Origin of the sequence: Nakamurella flava, assembly GCF_005298075.1 — a bacterium.
Classification (GTDB): domain Bacteria; phylum Actinomycetota; class Actinomycetes; order Mycobacteriales; family Nakamurellaceae; genus Nakamurella; species Nakamurella flava.
This window is the reverse complement of sequence record NZ_SZZH01000006.1, coordinates 229,828-247,014: the sequence shown is the minus strand read 5'-3', so window position 1 is coordinate 247,014 and position 17,187 is coordinate 229,828. Positions and strand designations below refer to the sequence as shown.

At 72.5% G+C, this 17,187-nt stretch carries 17 protein-coding genes; 8 read left to right on the top strand and 9 right to left on the bottom strand.

The annotated features are described in order from the left end of the window. The first annotated feature begins 69 nt into the window (after positions 1–69). From FDO65_RS19135 to FDO65_RS19125, 3 genes are all read left to right on the top strand, one after another. Entirely contained in the window at positions 70–669 is a 600-nt protein-coding gene (locus FDO65_RS19135; RefSeq protein WP_137451334.1) for a DUF2020 domain-containing protein, read from the top strand. Positions 670–734: 65 nt separating this feature from the next. Continuing rightward, entirely contained in the window at positions 735–1,268 is a 534-nt protein-coding gene (locus FDO65_RS19130; protein ID WP_137451333.1) for a peptidylprolyl isomerase, read from the top strand. Between the two features lie 191 nt (positions 1,269–1,459). Next, a complete protein-coding gene (locus tag FDO65_RS19125) occupies positions 1,460–2,236 on the top strand; it encodes a rhomboid family intramembrane serine protease (RefSeq protein WP_205850172.1) in 777 nt (258 codons plus the stop codon). A gap of 30 nt (positions 2,237–2,266) precedes the next feature. On the opposite strand, the gene FDO65_RS19120 is transcribed toward FDO65_RS19125, so the two are convergent. Both FDO65_RS19120 and FDO65_RS19115 read right to left on the bottom strand, forming a co-directional pair. Then, entirely contained in the window at positions 2,267–2,689 is a 423-nt protein-coding gene (locus FDO65_RS19120; protein ID WP_137451331.1) for a PH domain-containing protein, read from the bottom strand. A gap of 246 nt (positions 2,690–2,935) precedes the next feature. Beyond that, positions 2,936–3,223, bottom strand: coding sequence for a cell division protein CrgA (locus FDO65_RS19115; RefSeq protein WP_137451330.1), 288 nt, complete (start codon positions 3,221–3,223; stop codon positions 2,936–2,938). A 247-nt stretch (positions 3,224–3,470) separates the two neighbouring features. On the opposite strand from FDO65_RS19115, the gene FDO65_RS19110 reads away from it, so the two are divergent. From FDO65_RS19110 to FDO65_RS19095, 5 genes are all read left to right on the top strand, one after another. Beyond that, positions 3,471–4,292, top strand: coding sequence for a DUF881 domain-containing protein (locus tag FDO65_RS19110; RefSeq protein ID WP_137451329.1), 822 nt, complete (start codon positions 3,471–3,473; stop codon positions 4,290–4,292). Positions 4,293–4,410: 118 nt separating this feature from the next. Further along, on the top strand, positions 4,411–5,292 hold the full coding sequence (locus tag FDO65_RS19105; protein WP_137451328.1) for a class E sortase: 882 nt from the start codon (positions 4,411–4,413) through the stop codon (positions 5,290–5,292). Positions 5,293–5,305: 13 nt separating this feature from the next. Beyond that, the gene (locus FDO65_RS22315; RefSeq protein ID WP_166442295.1) at positions 5,306–5,461 is read left to right on the top strand and encodes a hypothetical protein; all 156 of its coding nucleotides are present in this window, start codon (positions 5,306–5,308) and stop codon (positions 5,459–5,461) included. A gap of 52 nt (positions 5,462–5,513) precedes the next feature. Beyond that, positions 5,514–5,948, top strand: coding sequence for an SRPBCC family protein (locus FDO65_RS19100; protein WP_137451327.1), 435 nt, complete (start codon positions 5,514–5,516; stop codon positions 5,946–5,948). Between the two features lie 27 nt (positions 5,949–5,975). Continuing rightward, on the top strand, positions 5,976–6,620 hold the full coding sequence (locus tag FDO65_RS19095; protein WP_240757719.1) for an aminodeoxychorismate/anthranilate synthase component II: 645 nt from the start codon (positions 5,976–5,978) through the stop codon (positions 6,618–6,620). 92 nt (positions 6,621–6,712) lie between these two features. On the opposite strand, the gene FDO65_RS19090 is transcribed toward FDO65_RS19095, so the two are convergent. The 7 genes from FDO65_RS19090 to FDO65_RS19060 all read right to left on the bottom strand — a co-directional run bounded on the left by FDO65_RS19090 (position 6,713) and on the right by FDO65_RS19060 (position 17,156). Next, on the bottom strand, positions 6,713–8,212 hold the full coding sequence (locus FDO65_RS19090; RefSeq protein WP_137451326.1) for a S1C family serine protease: 1,500 nt from the start codon (positions 8,210–8,212) through the stop codon (positions 6,713–6,715). A 110-nt stretch (positions 8,213–8,322) separates the two neighbouring features. Then, positions 8,323–10,422, bottom strand: coding sequence for a Stk1 family PASTA domain-containing Ser/Thr kinase (gene pknB / locus FDO65_RS19085; RefSeq protein ID WP_166442294.1), 2,100 nt, complete (start codon positions 10,420–10,422; stop codon positions 8,323–8,325). A 268-nt stretch (positions 10,423–10,690) separates the two neighbouring features. Beyond that, positions 10,691–11,926, bottom strand: a complete 1,236-nt coding sequence (locus tag FDO65_RS19080) for a serine/threonine-protein kinase (protein WP_137451325.1) — start codon at positions 11,924–11,926, stop codon at positions 10,691–10,693. Then, entirely contained in the window at positions 11,926–13,404 is a 1,479-nt protein-coding gene (locus tag FDO65_RS19075; RefSeq protein ID WP_137451324.1) for a peptidoglycan D,D-transpeptidase FtsI family protein, read from the bottom strand. Before FDO65_RS19075 ends, FDO65_RS19080 begins: the two co-directional genes overlap by 1 nt. Continuing rightward, positions 13,401–14,921 carry an FtsW/RodA/SpoVE family cell cycle protein gene (locus FDO65_RS19070; RefSeq protein ID WP_137451323.1) on the bottom strand — a complete coding sequence of 507 codons (1,521 nt, stop codon included), beginning with the start codon at positions 14,919–14,921 and terminating at the stop codon, positions 13,401–13,403. The genes FDO65_RS19075 and FDO65_RS19070 overlap by 4 nt, the downstream gene beginning before the upstream one ends. After that, a complete protein-coding gene (locus FDO65_RS23170) occupies positions 14,918–16,600 on the bottom strand; it encodes a PP2C family protein-serine/threonine phosphatase (RefSeq protein WP_137451322.1) in 1,683 nt (560 codons plus the stop codon). The genes FDO65_RS19070 and FDO65_RS23170 overlap by 4 nt, the downstream gene beginning before the upstream one ends. Before the next feature lie 76 nt (positions 16,601–16,676). Next, positions 16,677–17,156 carry an FHA domain-containing protein FhaB/FipA gene (locus FDO65_RS19060; RefSeq protein WP_137451321.1) on the bottom strand — a complete coding sequence of 160 codons (480 nt, stop codon included), beginning with the start codon at positions 17,154–17,156 and terminating at the stop codon, positions 16,677–16,679. Positions 17,157–17,187: the final 31 nt, after the last annotated feature.

Here is a 17,187-nt window from a genome sequence, read left to right as displayed (position 1 = left end):
ATGCGCGAACGGGGTACAGGACGACACCAGCGGCGGCCTCGCCCGGCCTTGGCCGGGTCGAGGCGACGGATGGGCCTGCTGACGGCCGTGGCGGCCCTCGGCCTGGCCGGCTGCGGGTCCGGGTCGACCGACGCCGGCCCGGTGCCGGGATCGACCGGTGTCCCGACGTCCTCCGGGCCGGTCGCGTCGTCCTCCGCCGCGGCCACCAACACGGTGACGAGCACGGTCACCCCGCCGGCCAGCACGGCGCAGCCCCCGCCGCCCACCGACGAGCCGGCCGCGGTCGCCGGCGACTGCCCCTTCCTGACCGACGACCAGGTCGCGGACATCAACGGTCAGCACACCGGGCCGACCAGCATCGTGGCGGTGGGGCCCTACCCGGTCTGCACCTTCACCCGCTCCGACGGCGGCTGGCTGGCGACCGTGCGGATCGTCGAGGCGCCGACCCTGGCGGAGGCGGTGGCGGCCGTCAACCAGCACGTGCCGATCGAGAACTCGTCGCCGGCCCGCCAGCCCGCCGGGTGGTCGGGCGGCTCGGCGGTGCTGAACGACCGTTCCGTCTACGCCGTCGCCAAGGACCGGTACGCGGTGGTGGCCGAGTCGAACCAGTTGCAGACCATCAAGGGCCGGCAGATGGCGATCACCACCATCTCAGCGCTCGGGTTGTAGGCCGACGGTCGGGGAACGGGCCGGTCAGCCGGGGCGATGTCGGTGCCGCGTGGCACGATTGTCCGGTGAGCCTCTACGCAACGTTGCACACCAACCGCGGCGACATCCGGATCGAGCTGTTCCCGCACCACGCGCCCAAGACGGTCAACAACTTCGTCGGTCTGTCCCGGGGGACCGCCAAGTACACGACGCAGAACGCCGCCGGCGAGCAGTCCGGCCCGTTCTACGACGGGGCCGTGTTCCACCGGGTCATCGACGGCTTCATGATCCAGGGCGGCGACCCGACCGGCACCGGTCGTGGCGGCCCCGGGTACACCTTCGCCGACGAGTTCCACCCGGAGCTGGCCTTCAACAAGCCGTACCTGCTGGCCATGGCCAACGCCGGGCCGGGCACCAACGGGTCGCAGTTCTTCATCACCACCGGCCCCACCCCGCACCTGAACCGCAAGCACACCATCTTCGGTGAGGTCGCCGACCAGGCGTCGCGGGACGTCGTGGACGCCATCTCGGGCACCTCGGTCGACCGGTTCGACCGGCCCACCGAGGACGTCGTCATCGAGTCGGTCGAGATCCAGGACGACTCCGAGGCCCAGAGCTGAGCATCGGACCATCGAGCGACCCCGGCGCCGGTCCCTCCGGCGCCGGGGCCGGATCCCCCGGCGGGACGTGCCTCTGGCATCCCGACCGGGGCACGGCGCTCAGCTGCACCCGGTGCGGCCGGCCGGCCTGCCCGGAGTGCCTGCGGCCGGCGTCGGTCGGCTTCCACTGCCGGCAGTGTGTCGCCGACTTCATGGCCGCCACCGCCGGCTCGCGGGGGATCGCCCCGCGGACGGTCGCCGGTGCCCGTCTCATCGACCGGCCGCTGGTCACGCCCGTCCTGATCGCCCTGAACGTGGTGGCGTTCCTGCTGACCGCGTTCCAGTCCGGCTCGGCGACGGACCTCAGCGGGTCGCAGCTGTTCGTCGACGGGGCACTGATCCCGGCCGAGGTCGCCTCCGGCGAGTACTACCGGCTGCTGACGGCCGGCTTCCTGCACGGCAGCCTCATCCACATCGCCGCGAACATGATCTCCCTGTTCTTCCTGGGGGGTCCGCTGGAACGGATCCTCGGTCGCGGCCGTTTCCTCACGCACTACCTGGTCAGCCTGTTCGGCGCCTCGGTGAGCGTCATGCTCTTCAGTGAGCCGGTCAGCGTGACGATCGGCGCGTCCGGTGCCATCTACGGCCTGCTCGGCGCCCTGGTGGTGGCGTTCAAGCGGATGCGCGCCGACCTGCGCCAGCTGATCGTGGTCGTCGCCCTCAACGTGTGGATCACGTTCCAGTTCCCCGGCATCTCGTGGCAGGGGCACCTCGGCGGCCTCGTCGTCGGCGCCGCGATCGGCGCGGCGATGGTCTACCCACCGTCCCGCACCCGCAACGCCTGGCAGTGGGGGGCCGTCGCGGCGATGGTCGTCGCGTTGACGGTGACCCTGGTGCTGCGCGATCAGGCCATCGGTCCCTGGATCTGCGAGACGAGCCCCGATCGGATCTCCTGCATTCCCGAGTACTTCATCCGCCCGCCCCGCTGACGCCCGGCTTTCCCGTCGGACCGGGGCCGCTCAGGCGGTGTACCAGCGGAGCAGGGCGTCGTGGACGGCCTGCGGGTCGGCATCCAGGTCGAACCGGCCGAACACCAGCACTTCCTCGCCGAGATCCAGCTCGACGGTCGTCGACGTCAGGCCGAGGCGTTGCTGGGTGGCCAGGGCGACGGCCTCGACGTCCGACCACAACCAGCGGCGTGTCGAGAGGACCCCGCGGACCGCGATCCCGGCCGGACCGGCGGTCAGCCGACGTCGTGCGGTGAACGGCAGCACGGCGACCGCCACCACCGCGACGGCCCCGGCCACCACCTGATCCATCCCGGCGGCCAACGCCGCCCAGCCCACCGCGGCGGCCGCGAGCACGCCGGCCCCGGCCGCGACGGCCCGGGGCGGCTGCCACTTCTGCGCCCCCGGACCGGGGAAATCCGCGGACTTGTCCACAGGTTGACCCTGTACACCGGGGTTCACCGCGGATATCCCCCGGGTTGTCCCCATATCCACCGGAGTTGTCCACAGGAGCCGGGGACATGTCCCCGGTGGATCCCCGCGGGGCTCCCGGTTGTCCACAGGAGATGTGCACAGTGGGGGTAAATGACAGCCGTGTCATTCCGGACCGGGCGGCAGCGGACGGCCAGACGGAGCCGCTGGTGGGAAGGTCTCAACCGAACGGAGATGCGAACGCGCCGGTCAGCGCCAGCGCATGGTCATCAACAGGCCGCTGATCATCAGCACGAACCCGATGGCGAAGTTCCAGTTCCCCAGGCCCGCGATGAACGGGATGCTGCTGCCCCACAGGTAGTAGACGACCAGCCAGAGCAGCCCCAGCACCATCAATCCGAGCATCACGCCGATGTAGAACGGCGACGACGGTGCGGCGACGTGGGCGCGGGCGGCGGCCGCCGACGCGGCATTGGCCTCGGCGGCGGTGCGCGCGGTCGACGAGGCGACCTTCTTGCGTACCTTGGACTTGGGCACTGTTGACTCCTTGCTGCCTATGGGCTGCCTGGCGGATCTCGGCGCCCGGCCGACCGGGGGCGGCAGGCATCCGCAGGGATTTCAGCCTACGGTGTCCGCTGGTCCATCGTGGCTGATCGCAGGCCCGATCGGCCCCGGTCGGGTGCTCGTCGACCGCGGCACCCGGCGCGGTCCGGCGGACAGTGGCAAGGCACCGATCCGGGCGACGCACCAGCCCGGTGAACCAGGGGACAGGGAGGGCGACGGCATGGACGAACCGGTTGCGGCCCGACCCGCCGACCCGGCCGGTCCCCGCCGAGCCCGGCCCGCCGGGCGGGCCTGGCGGGCCGCGCCCGTCGTCGTCTGCGTGCTGGCCGGGGTGCTCTTCGGGACCGCGCACTCGTGGTCGCAGGGCAGGGACATCGACAACCGGTCCGTGGAGCTCTCCGCCGTCGTCCATGACGCCGAGAACCGGGTCGCCACCGCCGCAGCGGTGGCCGGGCAGCTGCAGGATCAGGTCGACGCGGCCGCCGCCGGTGATCTCTCGCCGCAGGTCGAGGCCGTCCGCCAGCAGGCCGCCGGGCTGGACGCCGCCGCCGGGCTGACCGCGGTGACCGGCCCGGGCCTGCGGGTGTCGCTGTCCGACGCGCCCCGCGACGCGGACGGGAACTACCCGGCCGGGGTGGATCCGGACGACCTCGTCGTCCACCAGCAGGACGTACAGTCCGTGGTCAACGCGCTGTGGGCGGGCGGCGCGGAGGCGATGATGATCATGGACCAGCGGGTGCTCACCACGTCCGCGGTCCGCTGCATCGGCAACACCCTGCTGCTGCAGGGGCGCACCTACTCGCCGCCGTTCGTGGTGACCGCCATCGGTGACCCGGAGCGGATGCGGGAGCAGATGGCCGCCGAACCGGGGGTCCGGCTGTTCCAGAAGTACGTGGACAAGTTCGACCTCGGTTTCGAGATCGAGGAGCGGCAGGGGGCCGCGGGGTCCGCCGGGACAGCGGCGGACGGGACCGACCGGTGGACGGTCCCGGCGTACAACGATCCGATCCGGCTGGCCACGGCGAGGACCGGGACCGGCTGAACCATCGACGTGTCCGGGGGGACGACGAACCGTCGCTCCAGCCCACGTGACACGGCATCGTCAAGGGGGAGCAGTACATGGGGGACACCACGCAGCGGTGCAGCACGGGGGCTCCGCGATGACCGTCGACACGCGGGCGACGCCCGCGTCCTCGCCGCCTCCGCCCCGTCGTGGGTGGGGGTCCCGGCTGGTCAGCGGACTCGGACAGCTGCTGGTGACCGTGGGGGTCGTCCTGCTGCTGTTCGTGGTCTACGAGGTCTACGTCACCGACCTGTTCGGTCAGCGCAAGCAGGCCGCGGCCACCGAGGCGATCGACAAGCAGTGGGCCGAGCAGGCCCCGGCGACCGACACCGTCGTCGTCCAGGACCCGGCCCAGCTGGTCACCGACCCCCGGCAGCGGACGCCGCAGTACAGCACGCTGACCGGTGAGGGTTTCGCCAAGCTCTACGTCCCGGCCTTCGGGGCGGACTACACGTTCACCGTCGTCGAGGGCACCGACGCGGACGACCTGTACATCGGCCCCGGCCACTACGCCGACAGTCAGCTGCCCGGTCAACCCGGCAACTTCGCCGTCGCGGGGCATCGCGTGTCCAAGGGCGCGCCGTTCAACGACCTCGGTCTGCTGAACAGCTGCGACGCGGTCGTGGTCGAGACCCAGGACGACTGGTTCGTCTACCGGGTGCTGCCGATGGAGGAGGAGAAGGCCGGCTGGGCGACCGCGGCCGGCACCCGGCCCCAGTGCGCGGCGGTCACCCCGCTCGGCTCCCCGTACGACACCGTCGCCGGCCGGGAGATCACTGTGCCGTCGGACTACGCGCAGGTGCTGCCGGTACCGCACGTCGCCTCCACCGAGGTGCCCGCCGACGCGCAGCGGCTGATCACCCTCACCACCTGCCACCCCCAGTTCTCCGACGCCGAGCGGATGATCATCCACGGCGTCCTGACCGCCAGCTACAGCAAGTCCGCCGGGTTCCTGCCGCCGGAACTGTCCGAGAGCTGAGGACGGAAAAGCCATGTACGTCTGGATCTGGCGTCACCTGCCCGGGCCGACCGCCGCGAAGCTCGGGCAGAGCCTGCTGCTCTTCGCCGCGGTGGTGGCCCTGCTGTTCTTCGTCGTCTTCCCGTGGGCCGAGCCGTACCTGCCGTTCGACCAGGTGACCACCGGTTGAGCCGGACCGACATGACGTGCTGGGCCCCGTCCGGAGGGGGTACTGGCCGGGCATGCCCACCGTCGAACGCACCTTCGTCGTCACCCCGCCGCCGGCCACCGTGCTCGAGTACCTCAGGGACTTCACCCACACCAATGAGTGGGATCCGGGGACCGATCAGACCACCCGCAACGGATCCGGTCCGATCGAGGTCGGGACCACCTGGCACAACAAGTCCACCATCGTCGGTATCTCCACCGAGCTGGAGTACACGCTGACGGAGATCACCGACAGTCGGCTGGTCTTCGTCGGTCGCAACGACACCGCGACGACCACCGACACCATCACGGTCGTCCCGGACGGCACCGGCTCCCAGCTGACCTACCACGTCGACCTGGACATGCACGGCGCGGCCGCGTTGGCCGCCCCCGCGGTCAAGCTGGTCTTCGAGAAGGTCGCCTCGGACACCGAGAAGCAGCTGACCGAGGTGCTGAACCGGCTCGCCTGACCGACGGGCTGTGTCACGCTGGACGGCGTGACGACCATCCTCGTCGTGGACAACTACGACAGCTTCGTGTTCAACCTCGTCCAGTACCTCGAGCAGCTCGGCGCGACCTGCGTGGTCCGGCGCAACGACGCCGTGACCACCGACGAGATCGCCGACATGGAGGTCGACGGGGTGCTGCTGTCCCCCGGCCCGGGGACGCCGGCGGACGCCGGGGTGACCGAGGACGTGGTCCGGTGGGGGGCCGGGAAGCTGCCCATCCTCGGGGTGTGCCTGGGGCATCAGGCGATCGCCGAGGTCTACGGCGGGACCGTCGACCGGGCGGAGGAGCTGCTCCACGGGCGCACGTCGGCGGTCCACCACGCGCAGGACGGGGTGCTGGCCGGGCTGCCCGACCCGTTCACCGCGACCCGCTACCACTCGCTGGCGGTGGTCGACGGCACCGTCCCCGACGAGCTCGAGGTCACCGCGCGGACGGCGGGCGGGGTCATCATGGGCCTGCGGCACCGGGAGTACGCGGTGCAGGGCGTGCAGTTCCACCCGGAGTCCGTGCTGACCCAGGGTGGGCATCGGATGCTCGCCAACTGGCTGGTCGAGTGCGGGGACGCGACGGCGGTCGACCGGGTCACCCCGCTGGAGGCCGACGTCGAACGACTGCGGCTCAGCGCGGTCTGACGGCACCCGGCCGAGAACGCCGAACAGCCCCGACGCCAGGCGTCGGGGCTGTTCGGAACTGCGGGATCTGAGTCGGATCCGGGTGGTGCGGGTCAGCTGGCGGCAGCCGACCCCAGGGTGACGTTCGCGGTCTCGGACTTGCCGTCCCGCTCGTAGGTGACGGCGACCGTCGATCCGGGCGCCTGCGAACGGACCTGCGCGATCAGCGCCGCGGCCGACTCCACCGGCACGTCGCCGATCTTGGTGACGACGTCCCCGGCCTGCAGGCCGGCCGCCTCGGCGCCGCCGCCGGAGGTGATCTGACCGAGCTTGGCCCCGGTCGGGATGGAGCTGTTGCTTCCGGTGGCGTCGCCGACGGAGGCCCCGAACACGGCGCGGGTGGCCTTGCCGTTGTCGATGAGTTCCTGGGCGATGCGCTTGGCCTGGTTGATCGGGATGGCGAACCCGACGCCGATGTTGCCGGACTCGCCGCTGCCGCTGGCCGACAGCGACGCGATGGCCGAGTTGATGCCGATGACGTTGCCGTTCATGTCGACAAGCGCGCCACCGGAGTTGCCCGGGTTGATCGCGGCGTCGGTCTGCACGGCGTTGATGATGGTGTCCTGGGTCGGCTGCTGCTGTTGCTGCTGCAGACCCGGCCACTGCTGCTGGTCCTGGGTGTCCGCCGACTGGGTCTGCACCGGACGGTTGAGGGCCGAGACGATGCCCGAGGTGACGGTGGCCGACAGGCCCAGCGGGGAGCCGATGGCGACGACGTCCTGACCCACCTTGAGATTGCCGGAGTCGCCGAGCTTGGCCGGCGTCAGGTTCGAGACGCCGGAGACCTTGATGACGGCGATGTCGTCGCTGGCGTCGATGCCCACCAGCTCGGCCGGGGCGGTGGTGCCGTCGTTGAACCGGACCTCGATGTCGGTCGCGCTCTTGACGACGTGCGCGTTGGTCAGGATCTGGCCGTCGGAGCTCAGGACCACGCCGGAGCCCTCGCCGGAGCCGCTGGGGAACGTGGCCATGATCGACACGACGGACGGCAGGACCGCGTCGGCGACCGTCTGGACGGACTGGTTGCCGGCGGGCACGTTGATGGACGCCGGCGTGGTGTTCAGCGAGCTGGTCGCGGCCGCCGTGGAGGTGCTGGGGCTGTTGAGGTTGGCTCCCAGGTAGCCGCCGCCGAAGCCGGCGAGCAGGGCGAGCGCGGTGGTGCCGGCGACGATGACGCCGGTGCGGCTGCGCTTCGGCCGGTCGAGGACGGCGGTCCCCGTCGGCGCGCCGGCGTGCTGGCCGACGGGTGCCTGGTAGTTCGGCGGGACGTAGCCCGGTCCGGCCGCCGGGAAGGTGCGGGTGTCGTGGGGCTGGCCGGTCTGCTGACCCCAGGTCGGGGCCGACCAGCCGCCCTGGTCCGGCCGGGCACTGGCCTGCGGGGCCTGCCACCAGGCGTCGTTGCGACCTGGCTGGCCGGGCTGGCCGTGTTGGCCGGCTGGCGGCGGGGTGACCGGGACGGGGCCGGTGGTGCGGTTCATGTCGGGCGTGGCGGGCTCGGGTGTCGACCCGGCCGGCCCGCCGTGGGCGGACTGCTGCGAAGGATCCTGACTCATGTCGACCACTGTCCGACGGTCAGCTGAGGATCTGCTGAGACCGTGATGGCGTCCGCCGGTGACAGGCTGTCAGCCGGCTGTGAGCCCGGGGCGAGATCCCTCACCACCGGTCACCCGGCCGGGGCGCTGGCCGGGGCACTCGGCGTGGCCGCCGACGGCTGGGCCGGGGGCTGCGCGGCCGACTGCGGGGTGGTCGGCTGTGCGGCGGTGGTCGGCTCCGCCGGGGTGGTGGGCGTGGTGGCGGTGGTCGGTGCCGTGGTCGGCGGGGTCGTCGGCGCGGCGCCCACTCCGATGGTGAGCGTGATGGGCGTCCCGGTCTTGGGCACCTCGCTGCCCGCGGCCGGGTCCTGTCCGATGACCGCGCCGACCAGGCCGGGCTGGGTGACCTGCTGGGTGCGACGGGTCAAGTCGCCGGAGTTGCCGTCCCAGCCGGCGTTGGCCAGCTGGTTCAGGGCCGACTCCGCGCTGCGGTTCTGCAGGTTCGGCATCTTGAACAGCTGACCGTTGGACACCTGCAGGGTGACCACGGTGTTCTCCTGCACCCGCGCCCCGGGGGCCGGGTCCATCGAGATGACCTGCCCGGACGGCAGGGACGAGTCGGTCTGGTTGACCACGACCTGCAGCTTGGCGGCGGCCAGCGCGGCCTGGGCCTGCGCGACGGCCTGCCCGACGATTCCGTCCGGCACCTGGACCGTCTGCAGGCCGGTGCCGATGGTCACCTTCACGACGGTGCCCGGCGCCACCTGGGCCTGCGGGGCCGGGTCCTGGGACAGCGCCTTGCCCTTGTCGGCGTCGGAGGAGGAGGCCTGCACCTCCTCGTACTGCAGGTTCACCTCGTTGAGCGCCTGCTTGGCCGCCTCCGGGGAGTACGTGACGACGTTCGGCACACTGATCAGGCTGACGCCCTTGCCGATCTCCAGGTTGACCGCGGAATCCTGCGAGACCTGGGTCTGCTTGGACGGGCGCTGCCCGACGACCTTGTCCTTCTGGTCGTCGGTCGACTCGGTGGGCGTCACCGTGCCCAGGGTCAGCCGGCTGTCCCGCAGCTTCGCGGTGGCCTCCTCGACCGACAGGTTGGACAGGTCGGGGACGGCGACCAGGGCGGCCGGCGGCGGTGCCGAGAGCAGCTTGGCCACCAGCCAGATCGCCCCGGCGATCAGCGCCACGCACAGCACGCCGATGCCGACGAATCCCCACACCTTGCGGGAGCGGTCGGTCTCCTCGGGCTCCCACTCCTCCTCGGCCACCGGCCGTTGCGGCGGCGCGAGCAGCGGCGGAGCCCCGCCACCGACCCGGGCCGGGGTGGCCCGCATGAGCTCGGTCCGCTCGTCGTCACTCATCAGCGGGGTGGCGTGCACGGCCTGCCCGGACAGCGCCCGGACCAGGTCCGAGCGCATCTCGGCGGCGGTCTGGTAGCGGTTCAGCGGGTTCTTGTTCAGCGCCTTGAGGACGATCGCGTCCAGTTCGGCGGGCAGTGCCCGGTTCAGCTCGCTCGGCGGCCGCGGGGCCTCCCGGACGTGCTGGTAAGCGATCGCGACGGGGGAGTCGCCGGTGAACGGCGGCGCCCCGGTCATCAGCTCGTACAGCACGCACCCGGTGGCGTACACGTCGGACCGGGCGTCCACGGCCTCGCCGCGGGCCTGCTCAGGCGACAGGTACTGGGCGGTGCCGATGACGGCCGACGTCCCGGTCATCGTGGCCTGGCCGTCGGTGACGGCCCGGGCGATGCCGAAGTCCATCACCTTGACCGCACCGGTCCCGGTGAGCATGACGTTGGCCGGCTTGACGTCGCGGTGCACGATGCCGTGCCGGTGGGAGAAGTCCAGGGCCGCGCAGATGTCGGCGACGATCTCCATCGCCCGGCGCGGGGGCAGCGGGCCCTCCCGCTTCAGCACGTCGCGGAGGGTGTCGCCGTCGACGTACTCCATGACGATGTACGGGATGCTCTGCAGGCCGTTGCCGGCCTCGGTCACGCTGTCGCCGGTGTCGTAGACCGCGACGACGGCCGGGTGGTTCAGCGACGCGGCGTTCTGCGCCTCACGGCGGAAACGGGACTGGAAGGACGGGTCCCGGGCCAGGTCGGCCCGCAGCACCTTGATGGCCACGTCGCGGCCCAGACGCAGGTCCCGGCCGCGGTGGACCTCGGACATGCCGCCGAAGCCGAGGGTGTCCCCGACCTGGTAGCGATCGCCGAGCAGCTGTCCCGTCATTGCCGTCCCTCGAATACCCGCCCGTGTCGGCGGACGTCTGGTGTCTGTGTTCCTCTGGTGGTCCCGCCGGGCCCCGTCCGCCGGCCGGCGCGAACCGGCCCGACACCGGCTCCTGATGATCCCCCGGGGCCGGGTCGCCGTCGGTGGGGGCTCGCCGCAGGCGGTGCGGGCGGGCCGGGTGGCCGCGTCCGCAGGAGCGACGCGGCACGGGGGGTGCGGGTTGCCCGGTCGGCGGGGCGAACGGGCCCGGGTCCGCGGTCGGCGGCGGTCACGGTCCGCTCCCCACGACACTCCGGGCGAAGCTCTGGACCTGGTCGATCGCCGCGCTGCCCACCAGTCGCAGGTCCACGGCCAGCACCACGGCGACGGCGACGGCCAGCACCAGCAGGGCCAGCAGCACGGACAGGGCGGTGTGCCGGGAGGCCGGCCGGGCCCGCGTCGCATCGGTCCGGGCCGGTACCCGGGTCGGACCGGCCGCCGGACGCGCGGCGGCCGGCGGTGGCGGTGCCACGGGGGCGGGGGTGCGGGTCGCCGGGCGGGCACCGGTGGTGGCGCCGACCCGGACCGGCCCGGAGGTGGCCGGGGGCCGGGCGAAGGTGCGGGTCGCCGGCGGGGGCGTCGACCGGCCCGTCGTCCGGGGTGGGGTGGCCACCGCCGTCGACCGGACCCGGGCGATCCCGGCGCACAGCGCGGCGCCGTCGGCGAAGCGCTGCTGCGGGTCCTTGACCATCATGTGCGCGACGAGGGCGGCGATCGGGGCGGGGACGTCGGACGGCAGCGGCGGCGGTTCGTCGCGGACGTGGGCCATGGCCATCCCGACCGTGGTGTCGGCCAGGAACGGCAACCGTCCGGCCAGGCACTCGTAGGCGACGACCCCGAGCGAGTAGATGTCCGAGGCGGGAACGGCCTCCTCGCCGGCGGCCTGCTCGGGGGAGATGTAGTGGGCGGTACCCATCACCATGCCAGTCCGGGTGACCGGCGCCTGGTGCGCGACCTTGGCGATGCCGAAGTCGGTGACCTTGACCTGGCCGTTCGGCGTGATCAGCAGGTTGCCCGGTTTGACGTCCCGGTGGACCAGGTGCCGGGCGTGGGCGGCGTGCAGGGCGCGGCCGGTCTGCTCCAGCACGTCCAGGGTGCGGGCCGGGGACAGCCGCCGGACTCGGGGCAGCACCGCCGACAGCGGCTCACCGGCGACGAGTTCCATCACCAGGTAGGCCGTCGGGTGCGGTCGGCCGTCCGGACCGGCGGCGACGGCGAGGTCGGTCTCGCCGTAGTCGTAGACCGCGGCGATCCCCGGGTGGTTGAGGGACGCCGTCATCCGGGCCTCGGCCCGGAACCGGTCGACGAACTCCGGGTCGCCGGTGAACTCGGCCCGCAGGATCTTCACCGCGACGGTCCGGCCCAGCCGGGTGTCCTGCGCCGCCCACACCTCGCCCATGCCGCCGACCGCGATGCGGGCGGTCAGCCGGTACCGGTCGGAGAGCAGGACGCCGGGGGCGATCATCAGCCACCCGCCAGGGCGGCGGCGATGACCGAACGCCCGATGGGGGCGGCCACCCGGGACCCGGTGGCGTTCAGACCCTGGTCGCCCCCGTTCTCGACCATGACGGCCACGGCCACCTTCGGGTCGTCGGCCGGCGCGAACGCCACGTACCAGGTGTGCGGCGGGGTGTTCTTCGGGTCGGCGCCGTGTTCGGCGGTGCCGGTCTTCGACGCGATCGTCAGACCGGAGATGCCACCCGAACCGGGGGTGTCCTTCTCGGTCTGCACCATCATGTCCCGCAGCTCCGTGGCCACGTCGATGGGAATGGCCTGCCCCATCGACTCCGGGCTGGTCTCGGAGATGACCGACAGGTCGGGCTTGGTCGTCTTGGAGATCAGGTGGGGGACCATCCGGTCACCGCTGTTGGCGATGGTCGCGGTGATCCAGGCCATCTCGAACGGGGTGACGGCCACGTCGCGCTGGCCGATGCCGGTCTGGGCCAGGGCCGCGGTGTCGGGCACGTCGCCGAGCCGGGAGCCGACGACGTCCAGGCCGATCTCGGTGGTCTCGCCGTTGACCCCAAGGGCCGCGGCCTGCTGGCGGACGGGTCCGACGCCGAGGCTCATCGCCACCTCGGCGAACGCGGTGTTGCAGGAGAAGGCCAGGGCCTGGGTCAGCGTCACGTCGGACCCGCCGCCGTTCGCACAGGTCTCGCCGCCGTAGTTGGAGAGGGTGGCGCCGCCGGTGCCGGGCAGGCTGATCTTCGACTCGCCGGTGACCTCGGTCTCCGGGGTGTACTGCGCCTGCAGCGCGGCGGCCGCGATGACCAGCTTGAACGTCGACCCGGGGGGATAGACGGCCGAGATGGACCGGTTCAGCAGCGGGCTGGGGTCGGCGCTGACCAGCTCGTTGTAGGCCTGGCGCTGGACGGCGTCGCTGTGGTCGGCCAACGGGGTCGGGTCGTAGGACGGCGTGGACGCCATGGCCAGCACACTGCCGGTGGACGGTTCGATGGCCACCACGGCACCGGTGAAGTTCTTGTCGGCCAGGGCGCTGTAGGCGGCCTGCTGCACCGCCGGCCGGACGGTCAGCTCGACGTTGCCGCCGCGCGGGTCCCGCCCGGTGATGAGGTCGGACAGCTGCCCGGCGATGAGGTCGGGCGATTCGCCGGACAGGATCTCGTTCTGGGTGCGTTCCAGGGCGGTCGGTCCGTACCGCATCGAGTAGTAGCCGGTGAGGTCGGCGTAGACCTCCTTCTCCGGGTAGACCCGCTGGTAGCGGTACTGGTCGTCGACCGGGACGGACTGGGCGAGCACCACACCGCCGGCGGCGGTGATCTGCCCGCGCTGGCGGCTGTACTCGGCGACCAGGGTGCGCTTGTTGTTGGGGTCGGCGCGGTAGTCGTCGGCCTTGATCACCTGGGTGTAGGCGATGTTCAGCAGCAGCAGGCCGATCATCACGATGACGGCGTAGCCGACCCGGCGCAGCGGGCGGTTCACGAGCGTCCCCCGGAGTTCTCGGGGGACAGGACCGGCACCATCTGCGTGCTGGTGTCCGACAGCGACTGCCGGTCGTCCGGGGCGACCGGCGTGGGCGGTGCCTCCGGGGGGCGGCGGGCGGAGTCGGAGATGCGGACCAGCAGGGCCAGGATCACGTAGTTCGCCAGCAGCGAGGAGCCCCCGTAGGACAGGAACGGCGTGGTCAGGCCGGTGAGCGGGATGAGCCGGGTGACCCCGCCGACGACGATGAACACCTGCAGGGCCAGCGAGAACGCGAGCCCGGCGGCGAGCAGCTTGCCGAAGCCGTCCCGGACGGCCAGCCCGGCGCGGATGCCGCGCGCGGTGAGGATCAGGTACAGGACCAGGATCGCGCTGAGGCCGACGAGCCCGAGCTCCTCACCGAGGGCGGCGGTGATGAAGTCGGTGGAGGCATACGGCACGATGTCCGGCCGTCCGGCGCCCAGACCGGTGCCGAAGATGCCCCCGGTGCCCAACCCGAACAGCGACTGCACCAGCTGGTAGCCCGAGCCGAGCGGGTCGGCGAACGGGTCGAGGAAGATGTCCACCCGCACCCGCACGTGCGAGAACAGCCGGTAGGCAAAGTACGCGCCGCCGGCGAAGCCGAGCAGGCCGATGATCAGCCAGGACACCCGCGAGGTGGCCATGTAGATCATGGTCAGCAGGGTGCCGAACAGCAGCAGCGCGGTGCCGAGGTCCTTGCCGCGGACCAGGACGGCGAGCGCCAGGATGATGGCGACCAGCAGCGGGCCGAGGTCACGACCGCGCGGCAGCACCAGGCCGAAGATCTTCTTGCCGGCGGTGGAGAGCACGGCTCGCTTGGAGACGAGGAACGCGGCCGCGAAGACGATCAGCGCGATCTTGGCGAACTCGGCCGGCTGGATGGAGAACACCCCGGGGATGCGGATCCAGATCTGGGCGCCGTTCACCTCGGAGATGCTGGCCGGCAGCACTGCGGGCAGGGCCAGGAAGACCACGCCCACCAGGGCCAGCGTGTAGGCGTACTGCTGCAGCACCATGTGGTCGCGGATGACGACCAGCACGGCCAGGAAGAACACCAGCGCGACGGCGGTCCAGACCAGCTGCAGGGTGGCCTGCGCGGTCGGCGGGTCCGTGCCCCGGTTCGCGGCGGCGACGGCCGCGGCGAGGTCGAGCCGGTAGATCATCACCAGGCCCAGCCCGTTGAGCAGGGCCACGACGGGCAGCAGGACCGGGTCCGCGTACGGGGCGAACCGCCGCACCAGCAGGTGCGCGACGGCCAGGGCGACGAGATAGCCGCCGCCGTACCAGGCCAGCGCCCAGCTGAGCGTGCGGCTCTGGTTGAGCTCGACGATGACCAGCGCGGCCGTGACGATGACGGCCGCGAAGATCAGCATGCTCAGCTCGGCGGCCCGTCCGGTGGGCCACCGACGCCGTCCCCGCACCCGGGCGCCCGGCTGTGTGTCGGGCCCGCCGTCCGTACCGCTGGTGGTGGCGGGCTGCGCGCGTCGGCCGATCATCGGGCGACCCGGCAGTTCACCCCGGGTTCCGGGGCCCGGGTGGACAGCGGAGTCCCGGTGCTGGAGGTCTGGGCCGAACCGGACGCGGGCGTCGGTACGTCGGACGCGACGGGCGATGCCGAGGCGTCCACCCCCGACGGCGCGACCGAGTCCACGAACGAGCCGGCGGCGGCCGGGGTCGGGACGGACTCCGTCAGGGCCGGGGTGCCGCTGACCGGCAGGGACGGCACGGTCACCAGCGACGGGCTGATCGACCCGGAGACGGAACCGGACGGCGTCGCGGAGGGGGTGGTCGGAGCCGTGGACGGCGTCCCGGTCCCGCCGACGGGCTCGCACAGCGGCAGCAGCTGCCCCCCGAGCCGGGTGATCACCTTCCGGGCGTCGTCCAGCGAGCCGGCCTGGATGCCGCCGTTCACCTGGTCCCGCGCGGCCGGCACCAGATCCTGGACGTAGAGGGGCGTGCAGCCGTTCAGTCCGGGCTCGCAGGACGTCTCCTGCACCGAGCGCAGCGACAGCCCGAGCACCGAACCGTCGACGCCGCGATAGACGACGACCTGGCCGTTGCTGCTGTCGGCGCCGACGAAGTACTGGGTGTTGACCCACAGGAACGAGCCGACGACGACCGCCGACACCAGCAGCACACCGCCGACCACGGCCAGCACGGCGCCGCGCCGGCTCGGCGGCCGGGGCGGGGCGACGTTCGGCAGCGGCTCGTCGGCATCGAGGTCGTCCTCGTCGTCGTCGAGTCCGTCGTCCAGATCGGTCGACCGCGGCCCGGTCCCGGCGCCGGCCGGGAGGCCGGCGTAATCGGGGCGGGCGGGGGTGTCCTCGGGGATCGGCGGCAGCGGCACCCGGGGCATCTCCTGGGTCATCCGCACCGAGGCGTAGGTGCCGATCGGGCCGGTGGCGTCCGGGTCGGCGGGATTGGCGGCGACCGCGAGAGCGGCGCCGTCCTCGCCGCTGCCGACGGCCAGCACGTCGGCGACGATGACGGTGATGTTGTCGGGGCCGCCGCCGGACAACGCCAGCTGTACCAACTGGTTCGCGGACGACTCCGGGTCGGACTCGGCCAGGGCCTCGGCGATGGCCTCCGCGGACACCACTCCGGCCAGTCCGTCGCTGCACAGCAGGTACCGGTCGCCGACGGCGACCTCCCGCACGGTCAGCGACGGGTCGACCTCGGTGCCGTTGAGGGCGCGCAGCAGCAGGGACCGCTGCGGGTGGTGCGCGGCGTCCTCCTGGGTGATGCGGCCCTCGTCGATGAGGGACTGGACGAAGGTGTCGTCGTGGGTGAGCTGGTGCAGCACACCGTCCCGGTACAGGTAGGCGCGGGAGTCGCCGACGTGGGCCAGGCCCATGCGACCACCGTCGAAGAGCACCGCGGTGACCGTGGTGCCCATGCCGTCCAGGTCCGGGTTCTCGCGGACGACCTGCGAGATCGCCCCGTTGCCGTCCCGGGTCGCCCGGGCGAGCGCCCGCAGCAGGTCCCCGCCCGGGGCCCGCCGGTCCAGGGGCATGAACGCCGACACGACGAGCCGCGAGGCCATGTCCCCGGCCGCGTGACCACCCATGCCGTCCGCGACGACGAGCAGGTTGTCCCCTGCGTAGACCGAGTCCTGGTTGCTGGCCCGCACCAGTCCCCGGTCGGTCCGCGCCGCGTAGGCGAGCTGGTGGGTCATCCGGTGGTCCGCCGACGACGGGGGGCCGGACGACCGGCCGTGGAGGAGGGCCGGGCGGGGCGGGTGGGGGAGTCGGTCATGGGCGCAACTCGAGGACCGTGCGGCCGATGCGGATCGGCACGCCGACCGGGATCGCGGTGGGGGTGGTGACCCGGACGCGGTCCAGGTACGTGCCGTTGGTCGATCCGAGATCCTCCAGGAAGTACTGGTTGCCCTGCTGGGTGATGCGCGCGTGCCGGGTCGAGGCGTAGTCGTCGTCCAGGACCAGCGTCGAGTCCTCGGCCCGCCCGATCAGGATGGGCCCGGGGGAACCGAGGCGCAGGCGCGTCCCGGACAGCGCTCCCGCGGTCACCACCAGCGTCGTCGGCACGAGCCGGACGGCCGCTGCCGGGTCGACGGCGTCCCGCCGTCCGCGCCGGCGCCCACCGCTGTCGGACGTCCGGATCTCACCGGCCCAGCGCAGGTCGGCCCGGACCACCCGCATCGCGGCCAGCACGAAGAGGCAGAGCAGGATGAGGAATCCCACTCGGCTGAGCTGCAGGATGAGGGCGGGCACGGGATCGCTTCCTGATCGGTCGGGTGCGGTG

Excerpts from the sequence above, each read along its gene's own strand:
- FDO65_RS19135 (WP_137451334.1), top strand. The coding sequence starts at position 70 with ATGGGCCTGCTGACGGCCGTGGCGGCCCTCGGCCTGGCCGGCTGCGGG.
- FDO65_RS19105 (WP_137451328.1), top strand. The coding sequence starts at position 4,411 with ATGACCGTCGACACGCGGGCGACGCCCGCGTCCTCGCCGCCTCCGCCC.
- pknB (WP_166442294.1), bottom strand. The coding sequence starts at position 10,422 with ATGACGGGACAGCTGCTCGGCGATCGCTACCAGGTCGGGGACACCCTC.
- FDO65_RS22315 (WP_166442295.1), top strand. The coding sequence starts at position 5,306 with ATGTACGTCTGGATCTGGCGTCACCTGCCCGGGCCGACCGCCGCGAAG.
- FDO65_RS19110 (WP_137451329.1), top strand. The coding sequence starts at position 3,471 with ATGGACGAACCGGTTGCGGCCCGACCCGCCGACCCGGCCGGTCCCCGC.
- FDO65_RS23170 (WP_137451322.1), bottom strand. The coding sequence starts at position 16,600 with ATGACCCACCAGCTCGCCTACGCGGCGCGGACCGACCGGGGACTGGTG.
- FDO65_RS19090 (WP_137451326.1), bottom strand. The coding sequence starts at position 8,212 with ATGAGTCAGGATCCTTCGCAGCAGTCCGCCCACGGCGGGCCGGCCGGG.
- FDO65_RS19070 (WP_137451323.1), bottom strand. The coding sequence starts at position 14,921 with ATGATCGGCCGACGCGCGCAGCCCGCCACCACCAGCGGTACGGACGGC.
- FDO65_RS19080 (WP_137451325.1), bottom strand. The coding sequence starts at position 11,926 with ATGATCGCCCCCGGCGTCCTGCTCTCCGACCGGTACCGGCTGACCGCC.
- FDO65_RS19100 (WP_137451327.1), top strand. The coding sequence starts at position 5,514 with ATGCCCACCGTCGAACGCACCTTCGTCGTCACCCCGCCGCCGGCCACC.
- FDO65_RS19125 (WP_205850172.1), top strand. The coding sequence starts at position 1,460 with ATGGCCGCCACCGCCGGCTCGCGGGGGATCGCCCCGCGGACGGTCGCC.